This window comes from Mesorhizobium sp. LNHC209A00, assembly GCF_000502915.1.
GTDB lineage: Bacteria > Pseudomonadota > Alphaproteobacteria > Rhizobiales > Rhizobiaceae > Mesorhizobium.
In genome coordinates, this window is sequence record NZ_AYWT01000016.1 from 1 (window position 1) to 20,546 (window position 20,546).

At 64.6% G+C, this 20,546-nt stretch carries 25 protein-coding genes and 1 pseudogene; 11 read left to right on the forward strand and 15 right to left on the reverse strand.

What is annotated here, in order from left to right:
• Window positions 1–624, forward strand: a pseudogene (locus X739_RS141335) (ATP-binding protein); the annotation flags it as partial.
• Between the two features lie 65 nt (window positions 625–689).
• A complete protein-coding gene (locus X739_RS1000000168485) occupies window positions 690–830 on the forward strand; it encodes a hypothetical protein (protein WP_023795737.1) in 141 nt (46 codons plus the stop codon).
• A gap of 90 nt (window positions 831–920) precedes the next feature.
• Here X739_RS1000000168485 and X739_RS141330 read toward each other — a convergent pair whose 3' ends face one another.
• Window positions 921–1,199: an usg protein gene (locus X739_RS141330; RefSeq protein ID WP_023773995.1), complete on the reverse strand. Its 279-nt coding sequence runs from the start codon at window positions 1,197–1,199 to the stop codon at window positions 921–923.
• A gap of 172 nt (window positions 1,200–1,371) precedes the next feature.
• Window positions 1,372–1,593: a hypothetical protein gene (locus X739_RS141325; RefSeq protein ID WP_023795738.1), complete on the reverse strand. Its 222-nt coding sequence runs from the start codon at window positions 1,591–1,593 to the stop codon at window positions 1,372–1,374.
• Between X739_RS141325 and X739_RS141320 the strand changes: the two genes are divergently transcribed.
• From X739_RS141320 to X739_RS141300, 5 genes are all read left to right on the forward strand, one after another.
• On the forward strand, window positions 1,592–1,906 hold the full coding sequence (locus X739_RS141320) for a co-chaperone GroES (protein ID WP_023773997.1): 315 nt from the start codon (window positions 1,592–1,594) through the stop codon (window positions 1,904–1,906). The genes X739_RS141325 and X739_RS141320 overlap by 2 nt on opposite strands.
• A gap of 59 nt (window positions 1,907–1,965) precedes the next feature.
• Complete coding sequence (gene groL / locus X739_RS141315) at window positions 1,966–3,597, forward strand: chaperonin GroEL (RefSeq protein WP_023773998.1); 1,632 nt, start codon at window positions 1,966–1,968, stop codon at window positions 3,595–3,597.
• A 60-nt stretch (window positions 3,598–3,657) separates the two neighbouring features.
• Window positions 3,658–3,882 carry a hypothetical protein gene (locus X739_RS141310; RefSeq protein WP_023773999.1) on the forward strand — a complete coding sequence of 75 codons (225 nt, stop codon included), beginning with the start codon at window positions 3,658–3,660 and terminating at the stop codon, window positions 3,880–3,882.
• An 87-nt stretch (window positions 3,883–3,969) separates the two neighbouring features.
• On the forward strand, window positions 3,970–4,278 hold the full coding sequence (locus X739_RS141305) for a DUF982 domain-containing protein (protein ID WP_023795739.1): 309 nt from the start codon (window positions 3,970–3,972) through the stop codon (window positions 4,276–4,278).
• Window positions 4,279–4,383: 105 nt separating this feature from the next.
• The gene (locus tag X739_RS141300) at window positions 4,384–4,986 is read left to right on the forward strand and encodes a cupin domain-containing protein (RefSeq protein ID WP_023795740.1); all 603 of its coding nucleotides are present in this window, start codon (window positions 4,384–4,386) and stop codon (window positions 4,984–4,986) included.
• Between the two features lie 332 nt (window positions 4,987–5,318).
• On the opposite strand, the gene X739_RS141295 is transcribed toward X739_RS141300, so the two are convergent.
• Window positions 5,319–5,549 (reverse strand): hypothetical protein, encoded by a 231-nt coding sequence (locus tag X739_RS141295; RefSeq protein WP_023774002.1) that lies wholly within the window; start codon window positions 5,547–5,549, stop codon window positions 5,319–5,321.
• A gap of 223 nt (window positions 5,550–5,772) precedes the next feature.
• On the opposite strand from X739_RS141295, the gene X739_RS1000000168490 reads away from it, so the two are divergent.
• Window positions 5,773–5,997 carry a hypothetical protein gene (locus tag X739_RS1000000168490; RefSeq protein ID WP_023782864.1) on the forward strand — a complete coding sequence of 75 codons (225 nt, stop codon included), beginning with the start codon at window positions 5,773–5,775 and terminating at the stop codon, window positions 5,995–5,997.
• A 69-nt stretch (window positions 5,998–6,066) separates the two neighbouring features.
• Complete coding sequence (locus tag X739_RS141290; RefSeq protein ID WP_023795741.1) at window positions 6,067–6,375, forward strand: DUF1236 domain-containing protein; 309 nt, start codon at window positions 6,067–6,069, stop codon at window positions 6,373–6,375.
• A 180-nt stretch (window positions 6,376–6,555) separates the two neighbouring features.
• On the opposite strand, the gene X739_RS141285 is transcribed toward X739_RS141290, so the two are convergent.
• The 9 genes from X739_RS141285 to X739_RS141245 all read right to left on the reverse strand — a co-directional run bounded on the left by X739_RS141285 (window position 6,556) and on the right by X739_RS141245 (window position 16,707).
• Window positions 6,556–7,530 carry a nucleoside hydrolase gene (locus tag X739_RS141285; protein WP_023782862.1) on the reverse strand — a complete coding sequence of 325 codons (975 nt, stop codon included), beginning with the start codon at window positions 7,528–7,530 and terminating at the stop codon, window positions 6,556–6,558.
• Window positions 7,531–7,589: 59 nt separating this feature from the next.
• Window positions 7,590–8,588 (reverse strand): ABC transporter permease, encoded by a 999-nt coding sequence (locus tag X739_RS141280; protein WP_023774006.1) that lies wholly within the window; start codon window positions 8,586–8,588, stop codon window positions 7,590–7,592.
• A 76-nt stretch (window positions 8,589–8,664) separates the two neighbouring features.
• On the reverse strand, window positions 8,665–9,639 hold the full coding sequence (locus tag X739_RS141275; protein WP_023782861.1) for an ABC transporter permease: 975 nt from the start codon (window positions 9,637–9,639) through the stop codon (window positions 8,665–8,667).
• Complete coding sequence (locus X739_RS141270) at window positions 9,636–11,183, reverse strand: sugar ABC transporter ATP-binding protein (protein WP_023795742.1); 1,548 nt, start codon at window positions 11,181–11,183, stop codon at window positions 9,636–9,638. The genes X739_RS141275 and X739_RS141270 overlap by 4 nt, the downstream gene beginning before the upstream one ends.
• A gap of 168 nt (window positions 11,184–11,351) precedes the next feature.
• Window positions 11,352–12,386, reverse strand: a complete 1,035-nt coding sequence (locus X739_RS141265) for an ABC transporter substrate-binding protein (RefSeq protein WP_023795743.1) — start codon at window positions 12,384–12,386, stop codon at window positions 11,352–11,354.
• Between the two features lie 89 nt (window positions 12,387–12,475).
• The gene (locus X739_RS141260) at window positions 12,476–13,390 is read right to left on the reverse strand and encodes a sugar phosphate isomerase/epimerase (RefSeq protein WP_023782859.1); all 915 of its coding nucleotides are present in this window, start codon (window positions 13,388–13,390) and stop codon (window positions 12,476–12,478) included.
• Window positions 13,391–13,424: 34 nt separating this feature from the next.
• Window positions 13,425–14,957 (reverse strand): mannitol dehydrogenase family protein, encoded by a 1,533-nt coding sequence (locus X739_RS141255; protein ID WP_023795744.1) that lies wholly within the window; start codon window positions 14,955–14,957, stop codon window positions 13,425–13,427.
• The gene (locus X739_RS141250) at window positions 14,954–15,736 is read right to left on the reverse strand and encodes an SDR family oxidoreductase (RefSeq protein WP_023795745.1); all 783 of its coding nucleotides are present in this window, start codon (window positions 15,734–15,736) and stop codon (window positions 14,954–14,956) included. Before X739_RS141250 ends, X739_RS141255 begins: the two co-directional genes overlap by 4 nt.
• Before the next feature lie 77 nt (window positions 15,737–15,813).
• Window positions 15,814–16,707, reverse strand: coding sequence for a MurR/RpiR family transcriptional regulator (locus tag X739_RS141245; RefSeq protein ID WP_023795746.1), 894 nt, complete (start codon window positions 16,705–16,707; stop codon window positions 15,814–15,816).
• Window positions 16,708–17,009: 302 nt separating this feature from the next.
• Here X739_RS141245 and X739_RS141240 point away from each other — a divergent pair, with 302 nt between their 5' ends.
• Complete coding sequence (locus X739_RS141240; protein WP_023795747.1) at window positions 17,010–18,197, forward strand: Gfo/Idh/MocA family oxidoreductase; 1,188 nt, start codon at window positions 17,010–17,012, stop codon at window positions 18,195–18,197.
• 50 nt (window positions 18,198–18,247) lie between these two features.
• On the opposite strand, the gene X739_RS141235 is transcribed toward X739_RS141240, so the two are convergent.
• Complete coding sequence (locus tag X739_RS141235; protein WP_023795748.1) at window positions 18,248–18,712, reverse strand: NUDIX domain-containing protein; 465 nt, start codon at window positions 18,710–18,712, stop codon at window positions 18,248–18,250.
• 184 nt (window positions 18,713–18,896) lie between these two features.
• On the opposite strand from X739_RS141235, the gene X739_RS141230 reads away from it, so the two are divergent.
• The gene (locus tag X739_RS141230) at window positions 18,897–19,430 is read left to right on the forward strand and encodes a sterol desaturase family protein (RefSeq protein ID WP_023795749.1); all 534 of its coding nucleotides are present in this window, start codon (window positions 18,897–18,899) and stop codon (window positions 19,428–19,430) included.
• A 78-nt stretch (window positions 19,431–19,508) separates the two neighbouring features.
• Here the strand turns inward: X739_RS141230 and X739_RS141225 are convergent, their stop codons facing one another.
• Both X739_RS141225 and X739_RS141220 read right to left on the reverse strand, forming a co-directional pair.
• Complete coding sequence (locus X739_RS141225; protein WP_023774017.1) at window positions 19,509–19,892, reverse strand: YkvA family protein; 384 nt, start codon at window positions 19,890–19,892, stop codon at window positions 19,509–19,511.
• A gap of 207 nt (window positions 19,893–20,099) precedes the next feature.
• Window positions 20,100–20,399 carry a hypothetical protein gene (locus X739_RS141220; protein WP_023795750.1) on the reverse strand — a complete coding sequence of 100 codons (300 nt, stop codon included), beginning with the start codon at window positions 20,397–20,399 and terminating at the stop codon, window positions 20,100–20,102.
• Window positions 20,400–20,546: the final 147 nt, after the last annotated feature.

Here is a 20,546-nt window from a genome sequence, read left to right on the forward strand (position 1 = left end):
CGGGTGGCGTCGCCGGACCTGCTCGACCAGCTGATGGCGGCGAAGTCGGCTGCGCTGGAAATCCGCCCCGAACCTGCCGAGCCGCAAGTCAGCGCCGAGGACCTGGCGGAGCGGCGCGAGCGGGTGGACCGCGTGCTGCGCGCCATTCTTGCACAACCTGACGCGGGCTTCCGCGTGATCGGGGTGCTCTACCAGGAGTTTGTCGTGCGCTGCCGCATCGAGGGCCTCGCCTCGGTCGTGCCTGATCTGCCCGCCTTCCGCCGCATGTTGACGCGCGCCCGTGCCGGGCTGGGGGCCGAAACCAGCGAGGACGATGTGTGGCGCGACGTCTCGGTGCGCGCTTCGCTGCTGCCGGAGGACATGCAAGGCGTGTTCATGATGATCGCGCGCGCGGCGAAGGAGGGCTGGCCATGCCCGAGCGATGGCGCGATCGCCCGTGCCTACGGCTCGCACTCCATGCGCCGCGCCCGGCGGCTGCTCACCTATATCGAGGAGCAGGGCCTCATCGTCTGCCAGCTCGACGGCACGGGAAAGCGCACCGTGACGCTGGTCGAACTCGCCTGGGCAACGGCGCCCGGCGATCCCAATGCCGAGGGGGCGGAGCAGGGAAGCCTGGCATTGTGAGGGCATCCAACGCGGCCGTGGCTGCAGTGCGACCTCATCGGCGAACGCTGATCCGCTGGTTCTCGATGGCGGACCTAGCGGCGGTCGGCATCGCCTCGCTGGCGCTTGCGCGGTCCCCGGCAAGCGGCGCCGGGTTGCCGGTGCAGGGAACCCGCGGCTCGATCCTTGCCGGGCTCGGCGTGGCGCTGGTCGATCATCGTATCTGAAGCTTGCTTGCAGGCGGCGGTGCGAAGGCGATGCCGATGAGGTCGCTGGTCGGCTTCTGATGAGGTCAGCACCGCACGACGCCGCCGCCCTTACTGGACCGTGATGACACCGTCGACCGCCCGCCATTCCGATGGGGTGATGAGCCGGTGATGCGCGATGTGAACGGAGTGAAGCGGCCCTTCCAATTCGCGCTCCCAATAGGAGAGAAATCCCTTGAGTTCGGGGAATTCCGGCGCCAGGTCGTAGTCCTGCCAGACATAAAGCTGCAGCAGGCTCCGATGGTCAGGCAGATGGTAATGGATTTGTGCGGTGGTCAGGCCATAGCCCTCCATCTGGAGGCGGAACTCCTTGCTGACGTTTGCGATCATTCATGTCTCCTTTCGGCGGCAGCGGTGGCCGTAATGGCGAAAAAATCTTTCGGCCCATCGATGTGCGCCGTCGGCAAACAACTCCTTCAGAGGGTGAGCGGTTCCGGCGCCCGCGATGGTACTGGCCGCGGATATTTTTGCCGGATCGAGGCGGGAATTCAACCGTCAGCTCTCAACGCAGAGCGAATAAGACCGCAATAACAGCAGGTTGGAACTCCACCAGCGTGAGTGCTAAAATTTTCTGGCCGGCCTCTTGAAACCGAAAAAAGGGAAAACTAGCTCGATATGCGCGCGCGATGCCTGCCAAAGGGTCGCCGCATTCCGCAGCGGCCCGAATTGCCGGTCCGGTGTGGAGGAAGCTGAAAACCTGTTTGTCCCAAGAGGAGAACGACATGGCGTTCCGTCCATTGCATGACCGTATCCTGGTCCGCCGCATCGAGGCCGAGGAAAAGACCTCCGGCGGCATCATCATTCCCGATACCGCCAAGGAAAAACCGCAGGAAGGCGAAGTCATCGCCGTCGGTCCAGGCGCGCGCGACGACAGCGGCAAACTGGCCGAACTGGATGTCAGGGTGGGTGACCGTATCCTTTTCGGCAAATGGTCCGGCACGGAGATCAAGCTCAAGGGCGAGGATCTGCTCATCATGAAGGAAAGCGACGTGATGGGCGTGATCGAGCAGACAGCGCAAGTGAAGAAGGCCGCCTGACGGCTTCTTCGAAAAACCACCAGTCAACGAATGCTGCCTAGAGATAGAGGAGTGATCCAATGGCTGCCAAAGAGGTAAAATTCCATACCGAAGCGCGCGAGAAGATGCTGCGCGGCGTCGATATCCTGGCAAATGCGGTGAAGGTGACGCTCGGCCCCAAGGGGCGCAATGTCGTCATCGAAAAGTCGTTCGGCGCGCCGCGCATCACCAAGGATGGCGTCACCGTGGCCAAGGAAATCGAGCTCGAGGACAAGTTCGAGAACATGGGCGCGCAGATGGTGCGCGAAGTCGCTTCCAAGACCAATGACCTTGCCGGCGACGGCACTACCACCGCGACCGTCCTGGCCCAGGCGATCGTCAAGGAGGGTGCCAAGGCCGTTGCCTCGGGCATGAACCCGATGGACCTGAAGCGCGGCATCGACAAGGCGGTGGACGCTGTCGTCGCCGAGCTGAAGGCCAACGCCCGCAAGGTGACCCGCAACGACGAGATCGCGCAGGTCGGCACCATCTCCGCCAATGGCGACGCCGAGATCGGCCGCTTTCTCGCCGAAGCGATGGAGAAGGTCGGCAATGAAGGCGTCATCACGGTGGAGGAAGCCAAGACCGCCGAGACCGAGTTGGAAGTCGTCGAAGGCATGCAGTTCGATCGCGGCTACCTCTCGCCCTATTTCGTCACCAACCAGGACAAGATGCGCGTCGAACTCGACGAGCCCTACGTGCTGATCCATGAAAAGAAGCTAGCCAACCTGCAGGCACTGCTTCCGGTGCTGGAAGCGGTGGTCCAGTCGGGCAAGCCGCTGCTGATCATCGCCGAGGATGTCGAGGGCGAGGCGCTGGCGACGCTGGTCGTCAACAAGCTGCGCGGCGGCCTCAAGGTCGCGGCCGTCAAGGCGCCGGGCTTCGGCGACCGCCGCAAGGCCATGCTGGAAGACATCGCCATCCTCACCGGCGGCACCGCGATCTCCGAGGATCTCGGCATCAAGCTCGAGAACGTGACGCTGGAGATGCTGGGCCGCGCCAAGAAGGTGGTGATCGAAAAGGAAAACACCACAATTGTCGACGGCGTCGGGCGCAAGGAGGAAATCCAGGGCCGTGTCGCGCAGATCAAGGCCCAGATCGAGGAGACCACCTCCGACTATGACCGCGAGAAACTGCAGGAGCGGCTGGCCAAGCTCGCCGGCGGTGTCGCGGTGATCCGCGTCGGCGGCTCGACCGAGGTCGAGGTCAAGGAACGCAAGGACCGCGTCGACGATGCCTTGCACGCCACCCGCGCGGCCGTCGAGGAAGGCGTGCTGCCCGGCGGCGGCGTCGCGCTGCTTCGCGCCGCCAAGGCGCTCGATGCGGTCCAGACGGCCAATGCCGACCAGAAGACCGGTGTCGAGATCGTGCGCCGCGCCATCGAGACGCCGGTCCGCCAGATCGCGGAAAATGCCGGCGCGGAAGGCTCGATCATCGTCGGCAAGCTGCGCGAGACCAGCGAATTCGGCTGGGGCTGGAACGCTCAGACCAACGAGTTCGGCGATCTCTATGGCCAGGGCGTGATCGACCCGGCCAAGGTGGTGCGCACCGCGCTGCAGGATGCGGCATCGGTCGCCGGCCTGCTGGTGACCACCGAGGCAATGGTGGCCGAGAAGCCGAAGAAGGAAGCCGCCAGCCCGGCAATGCCCGCCGGCGCCGGCATGGACTTCTGAGGTCCGACCAGTCCGCCCGCTCCCGGACAGGGGGCGGGCATCGGTTGAAGGGAGAGAGATATGGATGCACTTGCTGACCTTGGGGCCGTGCCCGCGCCGACACTTCAGGCAAAGGAGTTCCTGGCCTATGAAAGCGAATGCCGCGCGGCGCTGAAGCCGCTGCTGGCGGAACTGCTCGACAGAGCCGAAGCCGCCGGCTGGAAGCGGCGGACCGTTGCCGCGACGCTGATGTTCCTGGCCGCGCAACAGGTGTCGGAGGCGTCCGAGGCATCGGCCGGCGGCTGAGCGCCGACATCCAGTCCCATTAACCCTTACGCGGCGGGCCTCGCCCTTCCGGTGTTTGGCTCGCACAATCGAGAGGAGGCACAAGCCATGAATCGCTGGCAGTTTGAAGAACCGGTGACCATTCTGGTCGGAATGGGCTTTCCGAGGAAGATCGAAAGCCTGATGGAAGCCTACGTGGTGTTGCAGGAATGGCCGGCCGCCAGCCGCAACAGCGCTCATTCCGTCGCCCTCAACGCCTGCAAGGCGGGCATCGCCGGTGAGATCGACCCGGAGACGGTGCGCGCGACGCTGGTCACCTTCGCACGCCGCAACGACATATTGCTGCCGGACATGGTTTCGCCGGCCTCTGCGATGGACAATGCGCTGCAGGCGGGGGGAGGCGGCAGGTCCGTCTGATCTTTGGTGCTCCGCCTCGCGGCCGCGACGGGCGCCGAGCCCGCGGGAACCAAGCGATGGCCATCGGGTTGAATCAGCCCTGGGCTCCCCAAGCGAGGCGACGTCATGAGCATCCTGCAAAGCATCAAGAAAGTGGCCGAACAGGTGACCGGTGCCGCAAGACCGGACAGTCGACAGGCGGCCGACCTTGTCAGGCCGCGAAAAGCGAACGAGTTCAGGTTTGGCGACGATGGCCTGGTGCCCAATCACCCGTCGTGGCCGCTGGTCGTCTATCGCGGCGCGGTTAGATTGCCGGAAGACTTCGATCCCGCGGCCGTGATAGAGGAGCTTTTCTCGGCCAATGGCTGGGGGGACAGCTGGCGCAACGGCATCTACGACTATGTCCACTACCATTCGCGCATCCACGAAGTGCTCGGCGTGGCCCGTGGCACGGCGAAAGTCCGGTTTGGCGGCAAGAAGGGCCGAACGCTGGCGCTGAAGGCCGGCGATGTCGCGGTCCTTCCGGCCGGCACCGGGCACCAGCGCATCTCCGCCTCCGACGACTTTCTCGTCGTTGGCGCCTATCCGCCGTCCGGCACCTATGACGAATGCACGACCACCGCCGACCACGTCAAGGCGGTGGTGACGATCCCCAAGGTCGGCCGTCCGCGCAAGGACCCCGTCTATGGAGGCAAGGGCCCGCTGTTGGCGGCGTGGAAGAAAGATTGAGTACGCCGAAAGCCAAAGAGAGCAAAGCTTGCCGACGCAAGCCCTGCCTCGGAACGATCCACCGGCGGATCCCAGCATGGGTCATTATTCCGGTGGAACGCTCTCGGGCATTGGAGGTTGGTAGCCGTCGAGTGCTTTATCAACGGACTGGAAAACGGAGAGAGCCCGTCTTCGGTTGACGCCGGGGCGGGTTCTTTTTTGTCTGAGCTTCTCGGGATTGACGCGGGCGGGATCCGGCATGCCAGGCGCGATGTTGGGAGCAAAGCCTGGAGAGAGCAGGTGGTCAAGACATCGCGCCTGCCTCGGAGGCGGACAGACGACTGCCATACCGTCTACATTCCGTAGGTCAGGGCAACATAGATCGCCGGGATAAGCGTCAGGCAGATCGCCATTCCCACGACAACCGCGATGGCCAAGCGCTCGGTTCGCCTGACAAGATCGACAATGTTGGCGTCCTCACTCAAACAGACGGGCAGGGCCGAGGGGATTTCCGGTGCCTGAACATCATTGTCATTTGCAGGGCGATTGTCGTCGCGGATGCTCGGTCTGTGGGCTGATGTCACTGCTTGCCTCGCTCTCAGAATATCCGGCGGTCGAGCTGGATTCGGCGATGATGGATGATTGGCCGCGTGCTCCCGCGCGAAACCTAACGTATCGGCAAGATTTGGGTTGCCGCATAAGACCTCGGTCTTGCCGTCTATAAGACCTAAGCCTTGCCCGGGAACGCAATGCAGCGGGAGCCGTTGCTGACCGGTGACAACTCAAAGAATAGGAGAGGAGAAAGTCATGGCTGACGGTCCAACTGTTGTTAATTCTGGAGGTGGCGGCGGCACTGCGGTCGCTATTGTTCTTGCGATAATCGCCATCGTTGTCTTGCTGATATTTACCGGCGTCATCAACATCGGTGGCGGCGGCGGGAAGGACATCAACGTGAAGGTTGAGGCGCCAAAGGTGGAAGCTCCGGCCACTTCAGCGCCCGCGAAGCCCGCCGCACCTGCCAATGGCGGCTGATTGGCTGCGGCAGAGGCCAGAATTGTTCTGGCCTCTGAGAATGTTTCTCAGTTCACAAAAGGACTTGTCATGAAAAGATCTCTTGTCGGCGCTATCGCGGCCCTCGCGCTTGCGGCTGGAATTGGTGCTTCCTTCGCGGGAGACGTCGTGATTCTCAAGCCTGAGCAGCAGACGGTTGTCCGCGAATATATCCACAAGCAAAAACTCGCATCAGTCAGCCTGCTCGGCGTCGAACTCAACGTCGGCTCCGCTCTCCCTGACACTGTCGAGCTCCATACAATCGACGTTCCCGACGTCAGATACAAATACACCGTTGTCGGGGACCATGCGGTCCTGGTGGACCCCGATACACGCAGGGTCGTGCAGATCATCGAGTGATGCTGGTAGGTGGCCCCTGGTCAAAGGGGGCGGCCCGCCGTGCCGCGAATGGCGCGGCGGGCTTTCTAAACGGAGCCACTTTAATGCCTGTGAACACAGTCGAAACCGTTCACACGGCCGTGCGATCTTCAACAGAACCCTTGCCCACCACCCGCCGGTCGTGCGGATAGACGGGCGGCGTCATGCCTTGCCGCGGGTCAGTCGCTCAAGCGCATCGACGATCAGGTCGCAGAATTTTGGATGGTCTAGTCTCATCGCCACCGTATGGCGGAAATCGACCTGCTCGCTCGCGGTGCCGCCAAAATGGTGCATCCCGCCCATCTGCTCGAAATTGCAGACCGTCATCCCCTTGGTCCACCGCCCGGCGATTTCGACGCGGATATCGGCCTTCTCGGTGGTGAAGACGGTCGGGTCGATCATGGCCGCGACGCAGCAGGCGTCGTGGACGGCGGGATACTCGATCTGCAGGAGGCCGCCATGCGTGGTCGCTATGAATTCCCAGATATCGAGGACGAACTTGGCTATCGGGCCGCCAACGGCGCGTACCCTGTTTTGCAGGTCCGGAGTGGCCAGCGCCTGGTGCGTGAGGTCGAGGCCGACCATGGTGACGTTCCAATCAGCGCGGAACACGACGTCCGCCGCCTCCGGGTCGCCATAGACGTTGAACTCCGCCGCTGGCGTGATGTTGCCGCGCGTGTACGCTCCACCCATCGCGACGACGCCCTTCACCCGCCCGATGATGCGTGGTTCCTTGCGAATGGCGAGCGCGATGTTGGTGTAGGGACCGACCGGCACCAGCGTGATGGTTTTCGGCTCGTGTGCCATGACGGTGTCGATGATGAAGTCGACGGCATGCCGCTTATCGAGTTCGAACGAGGCAGGCGGCAGGACGGGGCCGTCGAGCCCGGTATCGCCATGGATTTCGACGGCCAGCACCTGGTCGCCGATGAGCGGGCCGGGTGAGCCCTTCGCCACCGGCACCTTGATGCCATAGGCAGTGCATACGGCCAGAGCATTGCGCGTGGTGTTCTCGACATTGTGGTTTCCCGAAACCGTCGTGATGCCGAGAAGGTCGATAATCGGGTTTCCCGCCGCAAGCAGGATGGCAATGGCGTCGTCGTGCCCAGGATCACAGTCCAGGATGATCTTTTCCATGATTTCGTCTCCCTTGTCGGCGGAGCCTGTGGCTGCCCCGCGCCAATAGTCGGCCGCGCCTACTTGTCCTCGACAATGCGCAGATATGCCGCCGTCACGAACAGGACGATCAACCCGAACAGGATCCTTCTCGCTCCCTCGGGCATTTGCAAAATCGTCAGCAGCGTCGTCAGCACCGTCAAGATCAGCGCGCCGATGACGGTGCCGGTATAGCCGCCGCGGCCGCCGAAGATAGAGGTGCCGCCGATGACGGCGGCGGCGACCGAGGGCAGCACCAGCGGTTCGGCGAGCGACAGCGATGGCGCCTTGATCAGGCCGATATAGAGCAAGCCGGTGATGCCGGCGAGCACGCTGGAGGTGACGTAAAGCGCCGTCATGACCTGCCAGTATCGCACGCCCGACAGGCGCGTCGCGCGCTCATTGTCGCCGACGGCGTAGAGCAGGCGGCCGAAGCCGGTGCGGGCGAGCGTGAAGACGATGAGGGCCGCCAGCGGCAAGAAGAGCAGCAAGGCGTTGGGCAAGGCAAAGCCGAGCATGGGGGTCACACCGGTGCCGAGCCAGGCGAGGAAATCGGGAATTTTTGCGCCCGACGCGATCACCGTGCGCTGGTAGACCTGCAGGCAGCCGGTGCCGATCAGGCTGGTGCCCAGCGTCATGATCAGCGGATGGACACGGAAGACGCCGACGCCGATGCCGTTGACGAGGCCGATCAGCACCGCCGGCATCATCGCCAGGAGGAAGGCCACCGCCGGGTCCTGGCTGACGATCTGGGTTGCCATGATGAAGGCGCTCATCGTCGCCACCGTGCCGACCGAAAGGTCGATGCCGCCGGTCAACATGGTCATGGTCTGGCAGCCGGCGAGGATCGCCAGCGGAATAGCAAATTTGATGGTGTTGGCGATCCAGCGCTCGTTGACGATGCCGGGGCGCAGGATCTGCAGGATCATCACCAGGATGACCAGCAGGATGATCAGCGGGATGAGAGGCCGATCGGCCATGAAGCGTTTTACGCGGCGGCCGAAGGGGACCGGCGCGGGCGTGATCGCGGTGGTGCTCATGGGGTGGCTCCTGCTCGCGAGGAGGTGTTCTGGAAGGATGGTGCTCTACGGCGCCGTAGAGCGCTGCGAGGGAGTTTCATGATTGGCGACCTCGCATCGTGATGAAGGCGCCGAACATCACCACGGCGACCATGATCAGGCCTTCGATGATGGCGGTGACGTTGGGGTCGATGGCGAGCAAGGTGAGATCCGTGCGCACCAGCCGCAGCACGAAGACGGCGACGATAGGGCCGAGCAGGCCGCCCTTGCCGCCGCCGAGCGCCACGCCGCCCAGCACGACCGCGGCGACGCTGGCCAGCAGATAGGGGCCGGGGATAGGCGCGCCGATGCCTGTGCTCATGGTCAGCGCCAACCCGCCCATGGCCGCGAACAGGCCTGACAGCGCGTAGGCGATGACCCTGGTGCGGGCGACAGGCACGCCGCTGCGGAACGCCGCCAGTTCGCTGGAGCCGATGGCGTAGATGGAAAGGCCGAGGCGCGACCGCCGAAGCGGTATCCAGACGATGCAGAGGCAGACGATCAGCACCAGCAGCGCCTTGGGCAGCCACGCGTCGACGGCGTCGGGCAGACCCGGTATCGGCGCGGTGCCCGAGATCAGCGCCTTCAGCCATTCGGCCGCCGCGCCGCCCGGGGCGCCGAGCACCAGAAGGGCCGCACCTTGCAGCACGAACAGCATGGCCAGCGTGACGACGATGTCCGGCACGCGGGTGACGACGATGAGCAGGCCGTTGAGCGCGCCGAGCACGAACCCCATGGCGAGCACGAAAGGCACCACGAACAGCGCGTATTCCTCGCTCGCGCCCGCCATCATCGAGGCGGCGGTGACGCTGGTCAACGCCATCATGGCGGCGACCGAGAGGTCGATGCCGCCGGCGATGACGACGACCGTCTGCGCGGCGACGGCGAAGGCGTAGGGCAGCACGGCCCGCGCCAGCGAGCCGAAATCGCCACTGCCATAGGCCGGCTGGATGATTTTGGTGGCGATGAACAGGATGACGAGAAGGGCGAACAGGCCTGTTACCCAGCCCTGCCGGCGCAGGAAATGGCTCATGGCGTTGCCTCCGGCGCCTCGGAAGCATTCGCCGTGGGTGCGGCCAAAATACCGATATCCGCCTTGACGCCGCGCGGCAGGCCGTAGGCGGCGCGCATCAGCGTCGGCTCGTCGGCCTCCTCGACGGGGAAAATATCGACCAGCCGGCCGCCGAAGATGACGATGACGCGGTCGCAGACACGCTGCACTTCTTCCAGTTCGGAGGTGTAGAACAGAACCGACTTGCCGTTGCCGGCGAGCTCGCGCAGCAGACGATAGATCTCCTGCTTGGTGCCGACGTCGATGCCGCGCGTCGGGTCGAAACACAAGATTGTGCGCGCGTCGGCCGCGATCCAGCGGGCGATGGTGACCTTTTGCTGGTTGCCGCCGGACAGGCGCTGCACCTCGCCTTGCGCGCGGGTGTCGATCTGCAGGCGCTGGATGGCGCTCGCCACGGTGGCGCGCTCCTTGCGCATACGAATGGGCCCCCAGTTGCGCAAGGCGGCGCTGAAGGGGAGCGCAATATTCTCGCGCACCGAGCGCTGCATGGCGAGCGCCTCCGAACGGTCGCCCGGCACATAGGCGATCCCCGATCGGATGGCGTCGATCGGGTGGGCGAATTTCACCGGGCTGCCGTCGACCTCGATCGTGCCGCCCGATGGTTTGATCGAGCCGGCAAGGGCGGCGAACAGTTCGTCCTGGCCCTGGCCTTCCAGCGCCACGACGCCGGCCATCTCGCCATCGCGGAGATCGAAGGAGACATCGCTGAGCTTGGTCCCGACGCGCAGGTTTCTCACGGCGATGCGCGGGCGGGCAGGGGCGCGGGCCTTTTCGCTGGCGCTGCGGGCGGCGACATGGGTCTTGACGATGCGAGTGCCGAGCATCAGCTCGACGATCTTTTCCTCAACGCCCGGCACGATGTCGACGACGCCGACGGTCGCGCCGTCGCGCAGCACCGTGGCGCGGTCGCAAAGGGCCGAGATTTCGACGAAGCGGTGGGAGATGAAGATCACGGCGCGGCCGGCGTCGCCCTGGCGGCGCACCACTTCCAGCACCTTTTCGGCGAGGTTGGCGGGCAGTGCCGCCGTCATCTCGTCGAGCAGCAGCACGTCGGGCTCGACGGCCAGCGCCCGCGCCAGGTCGAGCACGCGCAGGATGGCGAGCGGGATGTCGCGCGCGGTGTCGCGCAGGTCGAGGTCCGGTATGCCGAGCTCGCGCACCCAGGCGCGGAACGGCTCGACCGGCGTGCCGGTCAGCCGCAGATTGGACAGCACGTCGAGATCGGGGATCAGCGACGGCTCCTGATAGACGGGCAGCAGCCCGGCCCGGCGCGCGGCGGCCGGCGAGCGTATGTCGCGCGCCTCGCCACGGATCAGGATGCGTCCGGCATTGGCTGATATCGCGCCGGTCAGGATCTTCACCAGCGTCGACTTGCCGGCCCCATTGGCACCCATCAGCGCATGCACCTCGCCCGGCAGCACGGAGAGCGATGCGTCGCGGAGAGCCGCGACCGCGCCGTAGTTCTTGGCGACGCCTGACGCGTCGAGGAGGGGGGCGGCGGTCAAATGATTTGGGTCTCGATTTATGTGGTGAAATCCTGGCGAACGTCGGCGCCGCGCCTCACTGTCCTGCTGGACATCTCTCCCCGTATGACGGGGAGAGAGAAGCTGTTGCGGCGCCGTGCAGGCAGGTGAGGGACGGCGCCAACGGAGGGTCCGCTGGCGAAGCCAGCCTTACTCGCCCGGGCCCTTGCAGGCGACGATCTGCTCCTTGGTGTAGGTCGTCCACTCCGGGATCATGATCGAGACCGGCCATTCGGGGCTCAGCGACGGGTCGGCGGCGGCTTTCAGCTTGGCCTTGCCTTCCTCGGTGGCATTCTCCCACAGCTGCGGGTCGACCAGCACGGTCTGCTGGGCCGGCTTCTTGCCGTCGAGGATCTGCAGCGCCAGCGTCACGCCGGCACCGCCGATCGAGCCGGGGTTGGTGACGGCGGCACCCAAGAGGCCCTTGACCGAGCTCAGCTGGCCGACGAAGCCGGCATTGTCGGCGCCGACCACGGGCACCAGCGGCGCCTGCGATTCGACCAGCGCGTCGACGATGACGTTATCGATGCCCGACGTCCACACGCCGTTGAACGGCGTGCCGGTGGCCAGGAACGACAGCATCTGCTGCTTGGCCTGGTCCTGCTGCCAGCCGGTGAAGACCTCCTGCGCCACCTTCACGTCGGGGAATTCGGCCAGTGCCTTCTTGAAGCCTTTGTCGCGATCGCTATCGGCCGAAGCGCCCGCCGCGCCGCGCATATAAAACACCTCGCCCTTGCCGCCCATCTGCTGGAACAGCCATTTGGCACCGAGATACGCATACTGCTCCTGGTTGTTGGAAATGATGTAAGCCGACGGCTCGGTGACCGCCTGGTCGACGGCGACGACGACGATGCCGGCCTTGGTGGCTTCTTCCAGGCCGGCCTTGATGCCGGCCGGGTCGGCGGGGTTGACGACGATGGCGTCGACCTTGGCGCTGATCAGGTTGCGGATGTCTTCCAACTGGCCGGCGGCATCCGTGTTGCGGTGGGCGATGTTGAGCTTGGTCACTTCGCCGGAGGCGAGCGCCTGCGCCTTCATGGCGCAAACCATTTCCTCGCGCCAGCCATTGCCCTGCACGGTGTTGGAAATCCCGATCGTGTATTTGCCGGCAGCGGACGACACGCCCACCGAGGCCAGCAGCGCCGCGCTGGCAAGCAGCGGGACCATGGTCAGATATTTCTTCATTTCAGTCTTCCTCCACATTGTTTTACAGTGCAGTTTCAACCCGTTAAGCCGCGCCACTCACAATCAGTGTAAAGTGGCCCGCTTTGCCGTCACTTGACGAAGGGGCGCAGCACGTCGCGGGCGAGCAGAAAGCCCCGCTTCACTTGCTCGTCGCTGCCTTCAAAGCGCCTGTCCTCGTGTTCGATGATGACCGATCCGTCATAACCAGCGCGGTAAAGACCCGAGAAGAAGCCGCTCCAGTCGACATCGCCCAGCCCCGGCATGCGCGGCACCTGCCAGCCTATCCCCGCCGAAAGGGTTCCGCGCTCGTACAAACCATCATGATCAATCATCAGGTCCTTGGCGTGGACATGCAGCATATAGGGGCCGAATTCCCGGATGAAGCGGGCCTGGTCGATCATCTGCCAGACCAGATGCGAGGGGTCGAAATTCATGCCGACCTCGCCGCCCCAGGCTTCCAGGATGCGGCGCCAGACCTGCGGCGAATAGGCGATGTTGTGCCCGCCCGGCCATTCGTCATGGCTGAAGATCATCGGGCAGTTTTCGAAGGCGAGTTTTACCCCGTGGTCGCGTGCATGGGCGACGATTTCCGGCCAGACTTTCAGCGCGTCCTGCCAGTTGACGTCGACTGTCTTGGAGGCATCGCCGCCGCAGAAGGTGTTGACCACGGGAACGCCCATGTTGGCGGCCAGGACGATCACCTTTTTCAGGTGGCCGATGACCGCCTCGCGATGGGCGGCATCAGGGTGCAGCGGGTTGGGGTAATAACCGAGGCCGGAAACCGTGAGGTTCTTTTCCGCCAGCGAGGCAACGATTTCTTTCGCCCGCGAGGCCGAAGTCCCATCAGCATCGATATGGCTGGTGCCGGCATAGCGGCGGGTCGCGCCGGAGGTTTTCGGCCAGCAGGCGATTTCCAGTGCCTCGAAGCCGACAGAGCTTGCCCAGCCGGCGACCTCGCCAAGCGGCGTGTCCGCGAACGGTGCGGTGAGCAGTCCAAGTTTCATCATGCCTCCCTGACCGCGAACCCGCGATCGATACCTATAATGCCGATTGTTTGGATCGCTTCAACCTCGCGACCTCGTCTTGTTCGAGACTATGACGGACTGCCGCCATCGGATCGCCCGAAAGCAGTTCGCCAAGCGCCAATGTGACGGCCTGCCGGAACGTCTCGTTCGCGGCAAGGCCCGGGTCGAATATCGTGTCGATGGCCAGGATGGCGGAAGCCAGCCCCCGCGCATCGTGGCCGGTTTCGTCCGCAATCGCGGCGACCATGCCGGCATAGGGATCCGACACTGGCCAGCGCTTGCCGAAGCCTGCCGAGGCCAGGATCAGATAAGCCATCCAGCCGGCGACCGGCACCGACAGCAGGCCGATGCCGGCCCCCAGGTTCAGGCGGTCGCGGATCGGGTTGAGCAGGCGCTGCACGATTTTTTGCGAGCCGTCGGTGGCGATCTGGTGGTTGCGATGGCGGATCGCGGTGTTCTTCAACCGGTCAAGGCTCTGCTCGACATACGCCGATGGGTTCATTCCAGCCACCGGCATCAGTGTCGGCAGGGTTTGCTCGACCAGCATGCGCCTGACAAAGAGCGAAAGCAGCGGGTCGGCGATGGCATCCGACGTGTGTTCGAGGCCGGCCAGTACGCCGAGCGTGGCGAGTGTCGTCTGGGCGCCGTTCAGCACTCGCATCTTGAGCTGCTCGAACGGGGTGACGTCATCGACGAAGGTAGCGCCGGCCAGGTCCCAGCCTGGCATGCGGCCGGCGAATTTTTTCTCGATCACCCATTGCCGGAAGGGTTCGCCGACGGCGACCGCGCCATCACGATAGCCATAGCGCTGTTCGACGCTGTCGAGGTCTTGCCGGGTCACCGCCGGCGCGATGCGATCGACCATGGCCGAGGGGAAGGCGGCATTGGCCGCGATCCAGTCGGCCAGGCCATTGCCGCGCCGTTCGGCAAAGCTCCGCACGACATTTTCCAGGATGCTGCCGTTGGTCGGAATATTGTCGCAGGAGAGCAGCGTCAGCTTCCGGGCATGCGTGGCCCTACGTTGCTCCAGCGCCCGCGTGAGGATGCCGGGCACGCTGCGCGGCGCTTCCGGGTTAGCCAGGTCATGGACGACGTCGGGATGATCGAGGTCGAGCGCGCCAGTCGAGGGGACGTGGCAATAGCCTTTTTCGGTCACCGTCATCGTCACCAGCTCGATGTCCGCGGAGACGAGCACCTCGAGCGCCGGTGCGGCGCTGTCCTGGCTGTCGACCACCTTCACAATGCTGCCGATGACGCGTGCCTCGACATGGCCGTTCTCGCGGATCAGCCTTGTGTAGAGGCCGTCTTGCCGGCCAAGCGTCTCGGCCAGGGCGGGCGGGCGAATGTTGATGCCGACGATACCCCAGCGGTCGAACCGGCGCGAAAGCAGGTCGTCGGTGTATTCGGCCTGGTGACAGCGATGGAATGCGCCGACGCCCAGATGCGCCATGCCTGGTGAGAGCGCCGCGCGGTCGTATGACGGCTTTTGCACGGCTGCGGGGAGCCGCTCCAGCAGTCCGGGCCCGAGCCTTTCGATAGCGTTCACCGGTTCGCCCCGACCACCGACTGTTCCTGGTCGATCACCGCGCCGGTCATCGGCCCGGCCGCGTCGGAAAGCAGGAACACGGCGAGATTGGCGATATCGTCCGGCTTGAGCAGCCGACCGAAGGGCTGCGCGGCATTGGCCGCGTCGAGCCATCCCGGGCCATTGCCCAGCGTCCGCGCCTGCATGATGCGTTCGGCCGGCGTGTCGGTCCAGCCGACATTGATGCCGTTGACGCGGATGCGGTCGAAGCGGTGGGCGTTCGCGGCGTTCTTGGTCAGCGTCGCCAACGCGCCCTTGGTGGCCGAATAGACGGCGAGTTCCGGTGAGCCGCAATGGGCGTTGATCGACAGGATGTTGACGATCGCGCCGCCCTGGCCACGCTTCTTCATGTCGGCGATCGCGGCCTGCATCAGGAAGAACGGCGCACGGGCGTTGACGGCGAACAGCGCCGACCAGTCATCGAGGGTCGCGTCTAGGAAGGAGGCACGGTCGGTCAGGCCGGCGGCGTTGACCAGGCCGTCGATGCGGCCGAAGTGGTCGATGCAAGCCTGCGCCAAAAGGGCGGGCGTTTCCGGGTCTCCGAGGTCGGCGGCGACGAAGAGCGTCGGCGTACCGAGGGTCGACAGTTCCGCAGCCACGGCCTCGCCGCGCTTGCTGTCGCGCCCGCTGATCAGCAGGCCGGCAGCGCCGCAGCGCGCCAGCGTCTCGGCGATGGCACGGCCGATACCTTGCGTCGACCCGGTGACCAGCGCCACCTTGCCTTCGAGCCTGATCTCCATTCCTCCTCCTGGAACAAAGTTTCTATTTTTGAAATATGGAATGCCAATTCCCGATAGTCAATTGTACCAGCGGCGCCTCATGTGCCGCGGCGCGCCGCGACGCCTTGGACCAGCGCCATGCCCACCGCCAGCGACGCCGCCAGCGAGCGGAAGCCCGCGAAGTCGGATTCCACCACTTCCAGCCAGCTGTCCGACAGCCGGATCAGCGGCGAGAAGGTGCTATCGGTGATGGTGACGATGCGCGCCTTGCGCTCATGCGCCACGGCCACCAAGTCCGGCGTGATCGAGTTGTAGGGGCTGAAGGACACCGCCAGCACCGCATCCTGCCGGCCGATGCAGCCGATCTGGTCGAGCGCGGTCGAGCCGACATTGTCTACCAGCACATTGCGCACGCCTTGCTGCGAAAGCGTGAGCGACAGATAGGTGGTGACGGGGAAGGCGCGCTTGGAGCCGATGACGTAGATCAGGTCCGCCTTGGCCAGCGTCGCCACCATCTTCTCGAAGCTCTGGATATCGAAGCCGCTTTCGATGCGGCCGAGCGAGGCCTGCGAGGCGCCGACCATGCCGCGCAGGAAATGCGTGGCGGCATTGGGCTCTGCCTCGGCGCGCTGCTCGCCGCGGCCTTCCGGCCAAGATCCCTTGATGTGGTCCTTGAACAGGCCCTGGAAGTCGGAAAAGCCGGCATAGCCGAAGATCTGGGCGAAGCGAACCAGGGTCGAGGGCTGCACGCCGGCCTGTGCCGCCACCTGGGCGATGGTGCCGAGCGCCACCTCGCTCGGGTGCTGCCACAGGAAGATCGCCACCTGGCGCAGGCGCTTGGGAAAATGCACGGTGCCTGAAGACAGCACCGCGCGCAGCTCCTCATAGGTTCGCGGCTGTATATAGCCGAGTGCCGCCAGCGAACGGCCGCGTTTGCGCGTCGCCGCCTCGTCGGCACTGGATCGTCCGGATGGTTTTCTCGCCCCGCTCATGAATTCAGGCTAGCGCGATACGATCGTTTTACAATATGGAAATTGGAAATGGTGTTCGATGGGGGTAGCGGCGAGGGCTCGGCGATTTCGTCATCCCAGGGCGAAGCAGCCGCGCAGCGGCGTCCGGAGACCCTGGGATCCATGCCGCGACTTTGGTTGTAGAGTGCAACGGAGCAGAATTCTTCACCGTGGCAACGCACCGGAGTCCCCGGCATGGATCCTGGGGTCTGCGCCGCGTCGCTTCGCTCCTTGCTACGCCCCAGGATGACGACCCTGCTAGTGATCAGCTCCGAGGAGAAAACATGGTCTACGCAACATCGGATGGATCGGCGCGCCAGCGTCTGCGCGTCGGCATGGTCGGCGGCGGCCGTAATGCCTTCATCGGCGCCGTGCACCGGCTGGCCATGCGCCTCGACGACCAGATCGCGCTGGTCGCCGGCGCGCTCTCGTCCGACCCCGACAATGCCGCCGCCTCGGCCGCCGAGATCGGCATCGCGCCGGAGCGCAGCTATGCCGATTACCGCGCCATGGCCAAAGCGGAGGCCGCGCGGCCTGACGGTATCGAGGCGGTCGTCATCGTCACGCCCAATCATCTGCACGCGGCGATCGCCACCGCCTTCCTCGAGGCCGGCATCGACGTGATCTGCGACAAGCCGCTGTCGACGACGCTGGCCGACGCCGAGGCACTGGTTGCACTCGCGAAGGCGAAAAACCGTCGCTTCGTCGTCACCCTCAACAACACCGGCTACGCGATGGTGCGCCAGGCGCGCGAGATGGTGATGGCGGGCGAGCTTGGGCGGATCGTGTCGGTGCACGGCGCCTACATCCAGGACTGGCTGACCAAGCCGATCGACGCCGAGGGCCAGAAGCAGGCCGAATGGCGCACCGATCCGGCGAGGGCGGGGCAGTCGGCGGTGCTGGCCGATATCGGCGTGCATGCCTTCAACCTGGCAGGCTTCATTTCCGGCCGCGAGGCGGAGGCGGTGTCGGCCGACCTGTTCACCGCCGTGCCGGGGCGCCGGCTCGACGACAACGCCCATGTGCTGGTGCGCTGGACCGAGGGCACACGAGGCACGATCCTGGCCAGCCAGACCTCTCCCGGCCACTACAACGATCTCTCCGTGCGCATTTATGGCGACAGAGCGGGGCTCGAATGGTCAGGCGGGCGGCCGGAAGAACTACGCTTTTCCGTCTATGGCGAGGAAACCCGCACGCTGGTGCGCGGCGGCCACGGCTCGACCGCCGAAAGCCAGCGTGTGTCACGCATGCCAGCGGCGCATCCCGAAGGCTATATCGAGGCCTTCGCCAATTTCTACAGCGACGCCGCCGACATCATCCGCGCCCACCGTTCGGGTGGCGCGGTCGATCCGGCCCGCGCTGCGCAGGTGCCCGACGTGACCGACGGCGCGCGCGGGGTGAAGTTTGTTGCCGCGGCGGTGGAGTCGAACGCGGCTGGCGGGGCGTGGACGGCGGCAAGGTTTGCGGGATGAGCTGCAGATCTCCCTGCGAGAGGGAGATCGGCAGCTTTTGCCGTTGGCGATCATGCGATACCCAACTGTTCCGCCAAATCCGACAGCATCGGGCGCTGACCCTGAAGAATCTTCACTCCGGCTTCGGTCAAGGTGAACCAGCCGGCTCTGTCGACCTCCGGGAATTCCTTCATCGATCCGGACCGCGGCGGCCATTCCATGGTGAAGGTGTTGCTCTTGATGGCGGCCACATCGATGTCGGCCTCGACGGACCAGGCCATGACGATCTTACCGCCCGGCTGCTTGTAGTCGCCGAGGCGGACGAAGGAGCCTTCGAAGGCGATGCCGAGCTCTTCCTCGGTCTCGCGTCGTGCCGCCGCCAATTCGTCCTCATCCTCCTCGACGAGGCCCTTCGGGATCGACCAGGCGCCATCGTCCTTCTTTGCCCAGAACGGGCCGCCGGGATGAACCAGAAGGACGCTGATATCGTCATTGCTCCGGCGATAGATCAGCAGACCCGCGCTGCGTTTTGCCATGTTTGCATGTCCGTTTGCGGCACCGGTGCTAAGCCGGCCGATTCCGAGCGATCATGGCTGCCGATCTTGCACCTGGAAATTGCGACGCTATGTCAGATGCATCCGCATTGCACCTCATGCGCGAGTCCGGCAAACTGATAGCATCGTTTTTGGGGCGGCGTCGAAATTCAGGTGAGGCGTCCGAATGCAGCTGGGTCTGATCGGCTACTACAGCGACTTCGTGGTCTATCCCCTGGTGATCGCCATATTGGGGGTGGCCGGACTGATCGAGGCCGGAGAAGAAGGCGCTCCGGACTGGGTCGGCACGATGATGATCTGCCTTGGCCTGTGGACGCTGATCGAATATGTGCTGCACCGCTTCGTGCTGCACCACGTCCCCTGGATCCGGGACTTGCACGACCGTCACCACGTCGAGGAGCGCAGTCCGGTGGGCACCCCCACCTGGCTAAGTCTGGGCGTGCATGCGCTGGTGGCGTTCCTGCCCGTCTGGGTGGTCTCCGACTTCGCGACCGCCAGCGCGGTGAGTTGCGGTTTGATGCTGGGCTATCTCTGGTACATCAGCGTCCACCACATGATCCACCACTGGCATCCGGCCCATCCGAGCTATCTCTACACGCTCAAGCGCCGCCACGCGGTGCACCACCATATCGACGACAACGCCAATTTCGGCGTGACCTCGATATTCTGGGACCGGATTTTCGGCACCGCTAGGCTTTGACAGGGGATGGGTCTGTCGGCGGGCCACCGATTGTGGTCTGACGGGCGGTCGAGTGACGAGAAACGCCGAGGCCGAAATCTAGGCGAAACGATCTGGCCAGAATAACCAGATGAGCGCGGCGGCCATCAGAACCCAAATTCCGACGATGAATGCGAGACCGCCGCGGCTGGTCGGCCTCGATCGGCGAATGGCTTCCGCGCGAAACTCCGCCATCAGATCGGCGGGGATCAACTTCACCGCAAGCAGGATGCCAAGCGGTACGATGATCAGATCGTCCAAATACCCGAGTACGGGAATGAAATCGGGTATCAGATCGATAGGACTGAGCGCGTAGGCGGCGACCATGCCGGCGGCAACTTTGGCGTACCAGGGAACGCGAGGATCGCGGGCGGCCAGCCACAGGGCCATGACATCGCGCTTGATGGCTCTCGCCCATTGCTTTGCCTTGTCGAGGACAGTCACCCGGCAACTCTCCTTAGAAGGCCCCGAACATCGGCGTCTCCGCTCCTTCGCCTCGATCATTGCAGCGATGTCGACGATCTGCAAACTGACCCGCCACCCGAGGGGCGTGCGTGAAGAAGACCTATTGAAAGCCGGGTGCCGGTGACGACCACCGCGCCACCTGGTTCGGGACGTCGATCCGGAAAGCGTGAGCGACGGGGGGACTACTCACTCAAAGCTCCTTTTCCGCCAGTTCCCTGAGTGCGTCGGGCACCGAGCGGGCCGCTTCCAGGGCGCCACCGTACCGTAGCCGACCGCCTGTTTGCCGAAACGCTGACGGATCTTGTCGATAAGGCGGCCGAGGAGGCCTGGCCGGCGATCCGCCTCCCGGTTGGCCGCCTGTTTTTCCAGGTACCCTGCCAGCGCCAGGTCGTGGCGCTGCGGCGTGACCCGGTCCCGAGACCGCGATGTCAGCCAGGGATCGCCGTAGAACAGCGGCGGCCAGTCTGTTGGGTGCGGGAGCAGCATCGTATTCTCCATGACAGTTGTCAGCAGCACCGTGCGTCACAGCCGTCGGACTCGCGTTGGTGTCAGCGTGACGAAATCGTGAAAAGCGTCGCGAGACGCAGAATGCCGGTTGAATTGGGAACGGCACCGGTAAAGGATTGCCGCTGA

Bases quoted from the DNA above. Each gene is read 5' to 3' on its own strand.
- X739_RS1000000168485 (WP_023795737.1), top strand. From the start codon at position 690: ATGGCGGACCTAGCGGCGGTCGGCATCGCCTCGCTGGCGCTTGCGCGG.
- X739_RS141330 (WP_023773995.1), bottom strand. From the start codon at position 1,199: ATGATCGCAAACGTCAGCAAGGAGTTCCGCCTCCAGATGGAGGGCTAT.
- X739_RS141320 (WP_023773997.1), top strand. From the start codon at position 1,592: ATGGCGTTCCGTCCATTGCATGACCGTATCCTGGTCCGCCGCATCGAG.
- X739_RS141325 (WP_023795738.1), bottom strand. From the start codon at position 1,593: ATGTCGTTCTCCTCTTGGGACAAACAGGTTTTCAGCTTCCTCCACACC.
- groL (WP_023773998.1), top strand. From the start codon at position 1,966: ATGGCTGCCAAAGAGGTAAAATTCCATACCGAAGCGCGCGAGAAGATG.
- X739_RS141310 (WP_023773999.1), top strand. From the start codon at position 3,658: ATGGATGCACTTGCTGACCTTGGGGCCGTGCCCGCGCCGACACTTCAG.
- X739_RS141305 (WP_023795739.1), top strand. From the start codon at position 3,970: ATGAATCGCTGGCAGTTTGAAGAACCGGTGACCATTCTGGTCGGAATG.
- X739_RS141300 (WP_023795740.1), top strand. From the start codon at position 4,384: ATGAGCATCCTGCAAAGCATCAAGAAAGTGGCCGAACAGGTGACCGGT.
- X739_RS1000000168490 (WP_023782864.1), top strand. From the start codon at position 5,773: ATGGCTGACGGTCCAACTGTTGTTAATTCTGGAGGTGGCGGCGGCACT.
- X739_RS141290 (WP_023795741.1), top strand. From the start codon at position 6,067: ATGAAAAGATCTCTTGTCGGCGCTATCGCGGCCCTCGCGCTTGCGGCT.
- X739_RS141285 (WP_023782862.1), bottom strand. From the start codon at position 7,530: ATGGAAAAGATCATCCTGGACTGTGATCCTGGGCACGACGACGCCATT.
- X739_RS141280 (WP_023774006.1), bottom strand. From the start codon at position 8,588: ATGAGCACCACCGCGATCACGCCCGCGCCGGTCCCCTTCGGCCGCCGC.
- X739_RS141275 (WP_023782861.1), bottom strand. From the start codon at position 9,639: ATGAGCCATTTCCTGCGCCGGCAGGGCTGGGTAACAGGCCTGTTCGCC.
- X739_RS141265 (WP_023795743.1), bottom strand. From the start codon at position 12,386: ATGAAGAAATATCTGACCATGGTCCCGCTGCTTGCCAGCGCGGCGCTG.
- X739_RS141260 (WP_023782859.1), bottom strand. From the start codon at position 13,390: ATGAAACTTGGACTGCTCACCGCACCGTTCGCGGACACGCCGCTTGGC.
- X739_RS141250 (WP_023795745.1), bottom strand. From the start codon at position 15,736: ATGGAGATCAGGCTCGAAGGCAAGGTGGCGCTGGTCACCGGGTCGACG.
- X739_RS141245 (WP_023795746.1), bottom strand. From the start codon at position 16,707: ATGAGCGGGGCGAGAAAACCATCCGGACGATCCAGTGCCGACGAGGCG.
- X739_RS141240 (WP_023795747.1), top strand. From the start codon at position 17,010: ATGGTCTACGCAACATCGGATGGATCGGCGCGCCAGCGTCTGCGCGTC.
- X739_RS141235 (WP_023795748.1), bottom strand. From the start codon at position 18,712: ATGGCAAAACGCAGCGCGGGTCTGCTGATCTATCGCCGGAGCAATGAC.
- X739_RS141230 (WP_023795749.1), top strand. From the start codon at position 18,897: ATGCAGCTGGGTCTGATCGGCTACTACAGCGACTTCGTGGTCTATCCC.
- X739_RS141220 (WP_023795750.1), bottom strand. From the start codon at position 20,399: ATGCTGCTCCCGCACCCAACAGACTGGCCGCCGCTGTTCTACGGCGAT.